Origin of the sequence: Paenibacillus typhae (genome assembly GCF_900099765.1) — a bacterium.
Lineage (GTDB): Bacteria > Bacillota > Bacilli > Paenibacillales > Paenibacillaceae > Paenibacillus_AQ > Paenibacillus_AQ typhae.
Genome location: NZ_FNDX01000076.1, coordinates 1 through 11934, shown reverse-complemented (window position 1 = coordinate 11934; position 11934 = coordinate 1). Strand labels below are relative to the sequence as shown.

The window sequence follows — 11934 nt, the reverse complement described above, 5'->3', positions numbered from 1 at the left end:
TGCTCTCTTCTGCCAAAATCACCAATCGGTTGTGTGAAATGGCTTCGAATCTGTCCAAACGAAGTCACGGCTACAAGCGCCGGTTGGAGGCCTTTTCCCGGAAGCCGGATGCTGTCGTAACCTTGCTAGAACGGGCTTTACGTGCAGGATTCACCGCCGACTACGTGCTTATGGACAGCTGGTTTACGCAAGCTCCACTCCTTCGTGAGCTTGCCGCTAAAGGGCTTCCTGTGATTGGTATGGTAAAGGAAATGAAACAACGCTACCTGGTTCACGGTAAGCGAATGACACTCCGCGAGGTCTTTCAAAGCCTGCCCGCATCGAATGCCAAAGACATTAAAGGCTCGCTCATCGTGCATACCGCCTGCGGTCTGCAGGTGAAGCTTGTGTTTGTCCGCAACCGGAATAAAAAACGGGAGTGGCTGGCTATTTTAAGTACCGATGTGACGCTGGATGCAGCTGAAATCGTACGGATTTACGGCATGCGCTGGAGTATAGAGACCTTTTTCAAAGTCACCAAAAGTTATTTGAAATTGGGCACTGAATTTCAGGGCCGTTCGTTTGACGGGCTGATTAGCCATACGACGATTGTATTTAGCCGATATTTAGCGATGGAATACGAACGGCGTCAATCAAGTGACGACCGGACACTTGGAGGACTCTTCTTTCTCTTTGCCGACGAAGTCCGCGACTTGGACTACCAGACCGCGCTTCAGCAGCTTATGAGTTTATTTCTCGAAATGTCCCAGGCGAAAACCAAGAAGAATACAACAGCTATTTTTTGTCAACTACAGGAATGGATCTCCGGTTTACCCAGCTATATCAAGGGTTTGTTTGGAGATTTGAGCTGCGAAAGTTGAGTTAATTAAAAAACACTCGGATGAGCATTCTCGTTCATATGGTATATAGATTCCTTTCAAAACATTTAATTTAACACTGAGTACGTACGACACATTTAGGGATTATTGAATCAGCCACGTCTTAGCATCCTCAGGATCGCTATAATATTGAACCGGAACCGTAAATACGCCAGCCTGCTTCCGCAAATATCTCTGGAGCCGGTGTCTGCTGAAATAATCCCCGACGATCGCCAGCTTTCTGATGTGGGGCTGCAGCCTGGCCAGATTGCCTGCAAATTCAAGCATTACTTCCTTCGTAAGCTGTGTTTCGTAAAAATCCACCCATACAGCAAGACATCTAGACTGCCCTACAATAAAAGCTTCCTCCGCTTTCATTAAATTAAACAAAGATTCGCTATCGGAGTGGAAGCTGCCATATTTCAAACAGTGTATTTCTCCGCCCATGTAGTGATAAGGGAAAATGGAACCTCCAGGAGATTTGACGATCATTCGAACATCCCTCCATAATGTTTAGAAAAAAACAACAGGACAGCAACTCTCATCTAGAGAATTACTGCCCTGTTGTTTGTTTTGTTCAAAAATATGATGCGGTAGAGAGGACTCGAACCTCCACGAGCGTACGCCCACTACCCCCTCAAGATAGCGTGTCTGCCATTCCACCACTACCGCGCGGTGTGTTACAAATGGTATTACTTTGTCTGAGGCCAACATTCAATATTATAAACCGCTACGCAGCAATTGTAAAGATAGCCTGTCAGGAATTTTCTTCATCCTGTTTCTGTCTGCGGTATCGGGTGAATGCTATGTACTCCTTGATAAATTCCTGCTCCTTGGGCAGCAGCTCTTCACTTTGGCAACTCAGTTGCCTCATTTGGGCAGAAAAATACGCTTCTCCTTCTTCACGTACTCCATCAACCGTGGATTTGCCCAGAATCAGCCAATCCAGGCTGACATGAAAAAATTCAGCGATCCGGATGAGATGATGCGTTCCCGGCGTAGACTTCTTCCGCTTCCAGTCTCCGAAATGGCCTGAGCTGATATTGAGCTGCTCGCAAAAGGATTTTTTGGTAATGCCTTTTTGCTCAATCAGATATTCAATCCGGTCAAATATGGACTGCATCGTTCAACATCCTTCCACAGCATTCTTCAGACGCAATTACGTTATTTTTATTGTAAAATGACGTAAAAAAGTGTATAATTGGTTATTATCAGTTCCAAATGATTATATCATACGGCTGGATGGTCGATAAGAGGTGAAGCCTGTTGAACAGCAAGCGTCCTGTGACCCCCTATGGCTGGGCGATCAAACAGAGGCTGACGGAATTACAGCTTGATCAGAAAAAATTCTGCGAGCTGCACGGAATTCCGCCATACCGCCTGTCCAATCTGATACATGGTACACGGAAAGCCGAGCGCTACCGGCGCCAAGTATCCGAGCTTCTGAACCTGCCCCTGTCTTGACTACCTATCCTGTAAGCACTCAAGGAGCGATAATCTTGCCATTAAGCTTAACAACATCCCTCACTTCTTCTCTTAACACGCTGACACATAAAGCTCTGGTTATAGACAGAAGCGGAATCATCCTGTTTATTAATGATCATTATAACGCATATTTGGAGCATTGGGGGCTGTCTTCGGCCATCAGAATGAAAGAAAGCCACTATCTGGAGCTGTTTGAAGAATGGATCGCCATTCCTGTTCAGCTGACAGCACTGGATAATGCGGTGCAGCACGTCCTGCACGGAGAACGCCTGATTTCCAGCTCAGAATTCATTATGCACATCCCGGATCAGCCTGACCGCGTATTCATCCTGGACGCTTTTCCGCTATTTACAGAGCGCTCCTGCGGCATTCAGTCCCTTGTTCTCTCCCTTCACGATAAGGGACCCGCTGAACCTCGCCAGCATGAGCATGTCCGCAGCTGTCATTCTCTGCGTCCCCGCCGTATTTCCGGCAGTCTTGTTCCTATCTGCGCCTCCTGCAAATCTGTCCGCGGCAGCAAGGAGGAATGGATTACTGTCGAACGCTTCCTTCAGCTTCAGCTCTCCCTGCAGTTTACCCATGATATATGCCCGGATTGTATACGCCAGCTTTATCCGAAATACGCCGGGGTTCTGAATCAGTAAATTCTATATTATGTGCAAAAAGCAAAAGGAACGAAATCCTTGATAATCAAGGTTTTCGTTCCTTTATTTATGCGGTAGAGAGGACTCGAACCTCCACGAGCATACGCCCACTACCCCCTCAAGATAGCGTGTCTGCCATTCCACCACTACCGCATATGGTGACCCGTAGGGGATTCGAACCCCTGTTACCTCCGTGAAAGGGAGGTGTCTTAACCCCTTGACCAACGGGCCTTACTGAGAAGTTATGTTTACCACAACAAAAATGAGTATATCAAACTCTGATCACTTTGACAAGCACTTTTTATAAAAATAAAAATGCAGTCATATGCGGGAGGCGGCAGATAACCGGATACCGTCTCCCCCGTCTATACTCTGTACCGCTTCTCCAAGGCTCTATCCGCCATACACAGCCAAGGCTTCTACTCCGTCAACCGGTTCATAGCCAAGGCTCCTGGCAACCGCTGCGTTTACGACCTTCCCGGCAACCACATTAAGTCCGCGGGCCAGCGCCTGATTATCAAGGGCAGCTTTATGAATACCCGAACCCGCAATCTGCAGTGCATAGGGGACTGTCACATTGGTGAGGGCAAGCGTGGAGGTCCGTGCCACCGCCCCCGGCATATTGGCTACTGCGTAATGCACCACACCATGCTTCACATAGGTAGGATTCTCATGCGTCGTCGTCCGGTCAATGGTCTCGATGGAGCCTCCCTGGTCAATTGCCACATCCACTATGACAGAGCCCTCCCCCATCTGCTGCACCATATACTCCTTCACCAGCTTGGGCGCACGGGCACCCGGGATAAGCACAGCCCCGATCAGCAGGTCGGCTTTGCGTACAGCCTGTTCCAGATGATAGGAGTCCGACATAACCGTAATCAGGCGCCCGCCAAAAATATCATCCAGGTAACGGAGCCTTGCGGCATTGTTATCCAGCACAGTAACCCGCGCACCGAGTCCCAGCGCCATCTTGGCCGCGTTAGTGCCTACGATACCACCGCCTACGATAACCACCTCACCGGGCTGTACACCGGGCACACCGCTTAACAGAACACCCTTGCCTCCCTGAGGCTTTTCCAGCAGCCTTGCTCCAATCTGGACCGCCATCCGTCCGGCAACCTCACTCATCGGAATCAGCAGCGGCAGCGAGCCGTCCGCAAGCTGGATCGTTTCATAACCCACAGCGGTAACTCCGCTGTCCACCAGCGCTTTGGTAAGCTCTGCCTCAGGCGCAAGATGGAGATAGGTAAACAGGATCAGCCCCTTGCGGAAATAACCGTATTCTTCAGGCAGCGGCTCTTTCACTTTGAGCACCATTTCTGCCTCATTCCATATTTGAGCAGCTGCCGGATACAGCACCGCGCCCTTATTCAGGTATTCGCCGTCGCCGAAGCCGCTGCCTATCCCGGCCGACTCTTCAATCAGCACTTTATGACCGGCTTTACAGAGGGCTTCTACACCGGCAGGGGTGAGGGCTACACGGTTTTCGTTGTTTTTGATCTCCTTGGGCACTCCGATAATCATGTCCATTCCTCCTTTACTGACAAAAGAAAGGCCCGCAAAGGAGCCTTTCTCTCTAAAGTCATTATTCATTCCCCATATTGTATGCGGAAGAACCGTTTATGGATTAACTTTTGCTTCAAAAGTCTGAACACCGTCAACGAATTTCAGCACGACAGCCGCTTTAACCGGGTCATGAGTTTCGTTCAGCGTGATTTTACCAGTTGCCAGCTGCAGATCTTTGGTTGCTGCCAAAGCATCTTTGATCTTAGCCGGATCAGCTTCACCTGCACGGGTAATGGCATCAGCAACCAGCTTCAGCGCATCGTAACCGAGAGCCGCCATACCGTCTGGTACTGCGCCGCCGTTAGCTTCTTTGTAAGCATCCACGAAGGTTGTTACTTCAGTTGCCGTATCTTCCGGCGAGTAGTGGTTGGACATATAAGTGTTCTCAAGGGCTGCTGCGCCGGCAATTTCAGCCAGCTGCGGGGAATCCCAGCCGTCGCCGCCCAGGAACGGCACAGTGATGCCCATTTCACGGGCCTGCTTCACGATCTTACCAACCTCTTCGTAGTAGCCCGGCAGGTAGATTACATCCGGATTAGCTTCTTTGATACGGGTAAGAACCGCTTTGAAGTCAGAGTCCTTCTGCTGGTAAGATTCCTGGCTCAGAATCTCTCCTCCGTTAGCCTTGAAGGTCTCTTCGAAGAATTTCTGCAGGCCTTTGGAATAGTCACTCGATGTATCTGTGTAGATTACTGCTGTTTTTGCACTAAGGTTGTTGCTTGCAAAGTTAGCCATAACCTGGCCTTGGAACGGATCGATAAAGGCTGCGCGGAACACCCATTCGTTCACATCGCCGCTGCGCTCGTCAACAGTAACCTTAGGGTTAGTCGCACCAACAGCTACAAGCGGAATCTTCTTCTCGGTAGCAACCGGAACGATCCCCAGTGTGTTGGTGGAAGTGGATGCGCCGATAATAGTAACTACTTTATCGTTGGTAATCAGCTTCTGTGCTGCCTGTGTAGCTTCCTCGGATTTCGAAGCATTGTCGGCAACAACCAGTTCAAGCTGCTTGCCCAGAATACCGCCGGCGGCATTGATCTGGTCTACAGCCAGCTGAGCGCCTTTGGATGCGGAGTCACCGAAAGAAGCCTGGCCGCCTGTGAGCTCAAGGTCGGCACCGATCTTGATTGTGTCTCCGGCAGCATTTCCGCCGCTTGCAGAGTTAGCGCTGTTCTCTGTGTTGTTGCTGCCGCAGCCCGATGCCAATACCGCAGTCAGTACTGTCGACAAAATAATGGCCCCAATTTTTTTCATAGTTTCTCCCAGCCTCCCGAATAATATAGTTTCTATGTGTTGGATCTGTGATGCTTCAGCTACAGCAATCTAGTGACCCAGATAGGCCATTTTGATTTCTTCCGAATCCGCCAGCTCTGAGGCGTCTCCCTCCAGAACCACTCTTCCGGTTTCCAGCACATAAGCGCGGTGAGCAATTTTAAGCGCCTGATGGGCGTTCTGCTCAACCAGCAGCACCGTAGTGCCGGCGGCGTTGACTTCCTGAATGATTTTGAAAATATCCTGCACCAGCAGCGGAGCAAGTCCCATGGACGGCTCATCCAGCAGCAGCAGCTTGGGGTGGCCCATAATGGCGCGGCCCATGGCCAGCATCTGCTGCTCCCCGCCGGACAGCGTTCCGGCCTGCTGTTTTTTGCGTTCAAGCAGTCTCGGGAACATACTGTAGACCCTCTCGAAGTCGGCGGCAAGACTTTTGCCGTCCTGCAGGTAAGCTCCCAGCTCAAGATTTTCTTCTACAGACATATTGGCAAATACACGCCGTCCTTCCGGACAATGAATCAGCCCCTGCTTAACAATGGCTTGAACGCTTTGGTTAGTGATTGACTTCCCCAGAAACTCAATGCTGCCGGTCTTCGGCTTAAGCAGCCCGGACAGCGTCTTGAGCAGCGTGGATTTACCGGCGCCGTTGGCACCGATCAGCGTTACTATTTCCCCTTGATTAACCTGGATACTGAGATCCTTCAATGCGTGAATGGCACCGTAGTATACGTTGATTCCCTGTACTGTAAGCATTGCCCTTACGCCTCCTGTCCCAAATACGCTTCGATAACCTTCGGATTGTTCCGGATTTCCACCGGCGTACCGTCGGCGATAAGAATTCCGCGGTCCAGGACATAAATCCGGTTGCAGACCCCCATAACCAGCGACATATCATGCTCAATCAGGAGAATGGTCAGATCGAATTCTTCACGGATCCAGGCTATCAGGTTCATCAGATCCCGCGTTTCATTCGGGTTCATGCCGGCCGCCGGCTCATCGAGCAGCAGCAGCTTCGGTCCGGCAGCAAGCGCACGGGCAATTTCCAAACGCCGCTGGTTCCCATAGCTTAGGTTGCCGGCAGTCTCCTGGGCCTGATCAGCGAGATTGAATATTTTGAGAATATCCATCGCTTTCTGTGTAATCTCCTCTTCGCCCTTGAAATGCTTCGGCAGCCGGAGCATGGAGCTGAACAAGGAATGTCTGGCATGCTGGTGGAAGGCGATTTTGACGTTTTCCAGTACGGTCATGGCCGTAAACAGCCGGATGTTCTGGAACGTGCGCGCCGCACCCTTATGATTAATCTTAAAAGGCTTCATACCGCCTACCGACTCATTATTAAGCAAAATCTTACCGGTAGAGGGCGGATACACACCGGTTAACAGATTGAACAATGTTGTCTTGCCGGCGCCGTTCGGTCCGATCAGACCAATCAGCTCCCCCTTGTTAATATGGAGGGAAACCTCACTCAGCGCCTTGAGGCCTCCAAAGGAACGGCTGGCCCCTTTAACGTCAAGGAGTACTGCTGTCGATGCTGCCATTGGCTTTGGCCTCCTTTTTACCGAGCTTACCGAAATTGATTCTGGTTTTGCCAAGCAGGCCGCTTGGACGGAAAATCATCATCAGAATCAGTACGATGGAATAAATAATCATCCGCCATTCCGGGAATTCACGCAGATAAGTGTAGAGCAGGGTAACGAATACCGCCCCCACAATGGAGCCCGCCGTACTGCCCAGACCGCCAAGAACGACCATTACCAGAATTTCGAAGGATTTCAGGAAGTTGAAGCTGCCCGGCGTAATAACATAGAACGTATGCGCCGACAGCCCGCCTGCCATACCGGCAAACAATGCACCGATGGTAAAGGCGATAACCTTGTAAAGGGTAGTGTTAATCCCCATCGCTTCTGCGGCAATTTCATTCTCGCGGATGGCCAGACAGGCACGGCCGTGGGTGGAGCGGATAAAGTTATTTATGAGCACAACAGTAAATAAGGTAAAGAAGAAAATAATCGTCCAGGTCGATTTCGCCGGAATACCGCTGAGGCCGGAAGCACCGCCTACATACTCTGTGTTCAGCAGGATAATCCGGATAATTTCCCCAAAGCCCAGCGTGGCAATCGCCAGATAGTCACCATTGAGGCGGAGTGTGGGCATCCCGATCAGAACACCGAAGATCGCCGCCACGATACCGCCAATAATAATTGCCAGAATAAACGGCACATCGTAATCCAGCGTCAAAATTGCCGATGTGTAGGCACCTACGGACATAAATCCGGCATGCCCAATCGAGAATTGTCCGGTAATCCCGTTAATCAGGTTAAGCGATACCGCCAGCATGACATTGACGCCTACCAGAAGCAGCATGGACCGGGTTACATCATTAAATACCCCCGTTGTTAGAAGAACTTGAACGATACCATAGAATGCCAAGGCAATGATTATGCCCAGCCAGAATTTTGAATTCAGCTTCTTCATGCCGTGCCCCACCTACACTTTCTCCCGGACATTCTTGCCAAACAGCCCGGATGGTTTAAAGATCAGGATCAGAATCAGCACGGCAAAAGCAACACCGTCACGCCAGGATGAGTAGCCAAGCGATGAAATTTCCGTCTCCACTGTTCCCAGCAGCAATCCGCCAACAAGCGCGCCCGGAATGCTTCCGATTCCTCCAAGTACTGCTGCTACAAAGGCCTTGAGTCCCGGCATAACGCCCATAAGCGGATCTACGGAATTGTAGGTCATACCGAAAATCACGCCGGCCGCTGCAGCAAGCGCAGAACCGATAGCAAAGGTTGCCGAGATCGTGCGGTCTACGTTGATCCCCATCAGCCGTGCCGCTTCCATATCAAAGGATACAGCCCGCATTGCCTTGCCGGTCTTCGTGTAGCGTACAATATATTGCAGAATAATCATCAGGACGATTGTAGTTATCAGAATCATAACCTGGTTGGAATCGACCTGAATCGAGGTTCCGAATAACTGGTACTGCTTCTTCTCCATAATATCCGGGAACCCCTTGGCCTGCGGTCCAAGGATAAGCACTGCGACATACTCCAGCAGGAAGGATACCCCGATTGCAGTGATCAGTGCGGCAATTCGCGTGGACTTGCGCAGCGGCTTATAAGCCAGCCGTTCAATGGTAATACCAAGCAGCGAGCTCATGGTCATCGCAATAATCAGCGATAGCAGCAATACCAGCACCGGAGGAAGCCCGGCATTCGCCAGAAACTTGGCACTGTACAGCCCGATGAACGAACCGACCATAAACACATCACCGTGGGCAAAGTTGATCAGCTTGATAATCCCGTAAACCATTGTGTAGCCAAGGGCGATCAGAGCGTAAATGCTGCCTACGGAAATCCCGTTAATTAATTGCTGAATGAAGTACTCCATCGCCATCCCCTTTTCCCCATAGTAATTAAAATTCCCCTTTCTCTGTCTCCCAATCTGTTTTTCTTTCTAAGATGTCATTTATATTAACACATGGTTTTGGGTCCGTCACTAAAAAATACAAGGTTTTAATATAATTTTCGAAAATTTGTGTTACATAACATGACAGGTAACGTAATGGTTAGGTTATATTATTAGTATTTCACGAAGAAATTGGAGTAAAACGGAGAAAAACAGAGGATTTACGAGGACAATGCTTTGGAAATTCCTTTTCCTTTTCTAATACAATACTTTATTTTACCGCAAATAATATAACATTTGTCTCTTTACAGCAGTATTTCTTCAACCAATTAAAGAGATAACGAGTTGCATCGCTAGAATTCTGTAGCTTCATATAGTATAATGTAGTTTTTGGTAAGAAAAGCTCACATTCGACACAAATCTTTAACAAATTCCTAAGGACCGCCGGCTTGTTAGCCGGATCGGGAAGTTTTCAAGAGCAGTCTGGAGATCATCTCCGGATGAATCTTCTGGAACCCTTCAACCATCTGTCAGCGGCTATCCTATTTGAAATATGCGTATACAAACCGCTACTTCCTTAATCCTCCTGGCTCAGGCTCAGTAACTTGCGAAAGCACAAAAAAAGCCCCCGGAAAACCGGGAGCTTCATTTCTGTTATTTCTACGGAGAGAGAGGGATACTCATGCTCCGCATGAGATTGCGAAGTGTTGCTAACGAAGCTTATGCTTCAACGAACCACTAAGGGTTCTCATCCCTGACAGGGAAGTATTTCAACGGAGAGAGAGGGATTCGAACCCTCGCACCGCTTACGCAGTCTAACCCCTTAGCAGAGGGTCCCCTTATAGCCACTTGGGTATCTCTCCAAGAATGGCTCCCCGAACAGGACTCGAACCTGTGACAACTCGATTAACAGTCGAGTGCTCTACCAACTGAGCTATCAGGGAACATTACATGAACAAGAAATAATTTATCATGATTTCATGTTCCCGTCAAGCGGAGGCAGAGAATTTATATAACGGTTACATTTGGAAGCCGGATGTCCGCTAAATCAGCGGATGACAATATCCCCGTCCGACGGAATACTTACACGCTCCAGCAGCCCTTCATTAGTCAGACGGGCTCTCAGCATCTCCCGGGTTACGAGGCAGTGATTGATTGCTTCCATATGCACTGCAATAACGGCTGCATCCGGCGCATAGCGGCATACGTCCACAACATCCTGTTCATCCATCGTAATTGGCCCGCCGGTCACAAAACGCGCACCTCCGGCATTTACGACAACCACTTCAGGATGATACGTATCCAAAGCCTCTTTAACCTCTGCGCACCAGATTGTATCCCCGGCCAGGTACAGTACCGGTTCATCCTGAGCCTGAAAAATAAACCCTGATACCTTGCCCATCAGCTTCCCTATCTCTCCTGTACCGTGCTGTCCGCCTATGCGTGTTAATGTGACGCCCCGGAAAGCAAGCGGCTTATCGTCAGGTATAGCAGTAACATGAATGAAGCCTTGCCCGCCGATCCTCTCCTGATCCCCATTCTGACACAGTACAGGCAGATCATGCGCCAAAAGCGAAACGGCGGCCGCATCCCAGTGATCCTGGTGAAGGTGGGTTACAAGCACCACATCCGGATTCAGCCATTGCTCCGCGGGAGCAGGCAGCGGCACCAGCGGATTTCTGCGCTCATTAGCCGTGTTGATTATCGGCGGGTTGGCTTCTTTTTCGCTAAGCATAGGGTCAATCAGGAAGGTAAGACCTCCATACTGCAGCCGCAGGGCGGCATTGCGGATCAGTTGAATTTTCATATGGGAACACCTCTTTCTTCAGGCTGTCTTCTGCTACAATTCATTATAGAAGGTCTCTGCTGTACAATACATTGCGGCGCGAAACAGATCAGCCGTTTCTACTTTCATCCGGAAAGGATTAACCCATTATGACTTCCCACCTGATCGACGATACGGATTTCCGCATTCTGCAATACCTTATTCAGGACTCCACACTTAGCCATAAAGACATCGGGGAACTGGTGCATATGACCGGACAGGCTGTAGGCGCGCGTATCCGCAGAATGCGGGAGCTGGAGATTATCGAAGGCTATACGGTGCGCTGGAATCCGGCTAAAATCGGACAGGGCCTTCTTGCTTTTGTCACTGTGTTTTTGAGCTCCAATGCCGCACATCCCCCTTTTCAGCAGTTTGCCAAAAATCATGACAGCGTGATTGAGCTGCACCGTGTCAGCGGCGAAGGCTGCTACTGGATGCGCGTGCGTTTAAGGGATCAGGATGAGCTTAACGCTTTTTTGGACGAGCTGCTGGAGTTTGGCAACTACCGGGTGAATTTGGGGATGGGGCAGCTTAAGTAAAGGGCTTGTCGAAAAAAGGCTATTTCCTTGTGCGGAATTCGCCGGGACGGCGGTTCCTTCATATCTAAGTGGATTTTCGCAATCTAATTGCGTCATTTCCCCGAATTCCGGTTGATTAGTTGTAAAATCGGCACTTAGTTCCGGCCAAAACCACCTACAGCCGTCAAAACAGTAAAATTAAGCAGCAATTTTCCAACTAAACTCCTCTCCACCATAGTTTCCTCAGAAATAGGTGACGTTTTTCCACTGCTATGAACGAATTTGTCAATTCCCCTGTTTTTCACCCTTTAATCCAAGGTGTTTTCAATCCCTTGGGCATAGAGACAAAATGCGAG

Annotated in this window: 13 protein-coding genes and 5 tRNA genes; 4 read left to right on the top strand and 14 right to left on the bottom strand. The window is 49.6% G+C overall.

Translation table 11 applies throughout. The features are described from left to right. Positions 1-860 (top strand): IS4 family transposase (locus tag BLR64_RS29600; RefSeq protein ID WP_139172146.1); only part of this gene is annotated, 860 nt, incomplete at its 5' end. Positions 861-962: 102 nt separating this feature from the next. Here the strand turns inward: BLR64_RS29600 and BLR64_RS29595 are convergent. The 3 genes from BLR64_RS29595 to BLR64_RS29585 form a co-directional block, all read right to left on the bottom strand. Next, positions 963-1349 (bottom strand): STAS/SEC14 domain-containing protein, encoded by a 387-nt coding sequence (locus BLR64_RS29595; RefSeq protein ID WP_090720273.1) that lies wholly within the window; start codon positions 1347-1349, stop codon positions 963-965. Between the two features lie 97 nt (positions 1350-1446). Next, a tRNA-Leu gene (locus BLR64_RS29590) sits at positions 1447-1529 on the bottom strand. An 85-nt stretch (positions 1530-1614) separates the two neighbouring features. Then, positions 1615-1980 carry a helix-turn-helix domain-containing protein gene (locus tag BLR64_RS29585; RefSeq protein WP_090720271.1) on the bottom strand — a complete coding sequence of 122 codons (366 nt, stop codon included), beginning with the start codon at positions 1978-1980 and terminating at the stop codon, positions 1615-1617. Positions 1981-2123: 143 nt separating this feature from the next. Between BLR64_RS29585 and BLR64_RS29580 the strand changes: the two genes are divergently transcribed. Together BLR64_RS29580 and BLR64_RS29575 are read left to right on the top strand one after the other, a co-directional pair. Beyond that, on the top strand, positions 2124-2321 hold the full coding sequence (locus BLR64_RS29580; RefSeq protein ID WP_090720269.1) for a Rha family transcriptional regulator: 198 nt from the start codon (positions 2124-2126) through the stop codon (positions 2319-2321). A 35-nt stretch (positions 2322-2356) separates the two neighbouring features. Continuing rightward, positions 2357-2986: a hypothetical protein gene (locus BLR64_RS29575; RefSeq protein WP_090720267.1), complete on the top strand. Its 630-nt coding sequence runs from the start codon at positions 2357-2359 to the stop codon at positions 2984-2986. Positions 2987-3056: 70 nt separating this feature from the next. On the opposite strand, the gene BLR64_RS29570 is transcribed toward BLR64_RS29575, so the two are convergent. From BLR64_RS29570 to BLR64_RS29520, 11 genes are all read right to left on the bottom strand, one after another. Beyond that, positions 3057-3139 (bottom strand) — tRNA-Leu (locus BLR64_RS29570). A gap of 3 nt (positions 3140-3142) precedes the next feature. Then, positions 3143-3217, bottom strand: a tRNA-Glu gene (locus BLR64_RS29565). Between the two features lie 162 nt (positions 3218-3379). Beyond that, positions 3380-4510: an alanine dehydrogenase gene (gene ald, locus BLR64_RS29560; RefSeq protein ID WP_090720265.1), complete on the bottom strand. Its 1131-nt coding sequence runs from the start codon at positions 4508-4510 to the stop codon at positions 3380-3382. A gap of 96 nt (positions 4511-4606) precedes the next feature. Beyond that, the gene (locus tag BLR64_RS29555) at positions 4607-5806 is read right to left on the bottom strand and encodes an ABC transporter substrate-binding protein (protein WP_068722244.1); all 1200 of its coding nucleotides are present in this window, start codon (positions 5804-5806) and stop codon (positions 4607-4609) included. 69 nt (positions 5807-5875) lie between these two features. Continuing rightward, on the bottom strand, positions 5876-6577 hold the full coding sequence (locus tag BLR64_RS29550) for an ABC transporter ATP-binding protein (RefSeq protein WP_090720263.1): 702 nt from the start codon (positions 6575-6577) through the stop codon (positions 5876-5878). 5 nt (positions 6578-6582) lie between these two features. Then, positions 6583-7362, bottom strand: coding sequence for an ABC transporter ATP-binding protein (locus BLR64_RS29545; protein ID WP_068722251.1), 780 nt, complete (start codon positions 7360-7362; stop codon positions 6583-6585). Then, complete coding sequence (locus tag BLR64_RS29540; protein WP_090720261.1) at positions 7334-8299, bottom strand: branched-chain amino acid ABC transporter permease; 966 nt, start codon at positions 8297-8299, stop codon at positions 7334-7336. The genes BLR64_RS29545 and BLR64_RS29540 overlap by 29 nt, the downstream gene beginning before the upstream one ends. A gap of 12 nt (positions 8300-8311) precedes the next feature. Further along, positions 8312-9217 carry a branched-chain amino acid ABC transporter permease gene (locus BLR64_RS29535; RefSeq protein ID WP_090720275.1) on the bottom strand — a complete coding sequence of 302 codons (906 nt, stop codon included), beginning with the start codon at positions 9215-9217 and terminating at the stop codon, positions 8312-8314. 792 nt (positions 9218-10009) lie between these two features. Then, positions 10010-10098: transfer RNA gene (locus tag BLR64_RS29530), tRNA-Ser, on the bottom strand. A 5-nt stretch (positions 10099-10103) separates the two neighbouring features. After that, positions 10104-10179: transfer RNA gene (locus BLR64_RS29525), tRNA-Asn, on the bottom strand. 104 nt (positions 10180-10283) lie between these two features. Next, on the bottom strand, positions 10284-11042 hold the full coding sequence (locus BLR64_RS29520; RefSeq protein WP_090720259.1) for an MBL fold metallo-hydrolase: 759 nt from the start codon (positions 11040-11042) through the stop codon (positions 10284-10286). 128 nt (positions 11043-11170) lie between these two features. On the opposite strand from BLR64_RS29520, the gene BLR64_RS29515 reads away from it, so the two are divergent. Next, a complete protein-coding gene (locus BLR64_RS29515; protein WP_090720257.1) occupies positions 11171-11599 on the top strand; it encodes an Lrp/AsnC family transcriptional regulator in 429 nt (142 codons plus the stop codon). Positions 11600-11934 lie beyond the last annotated feature (335 nt).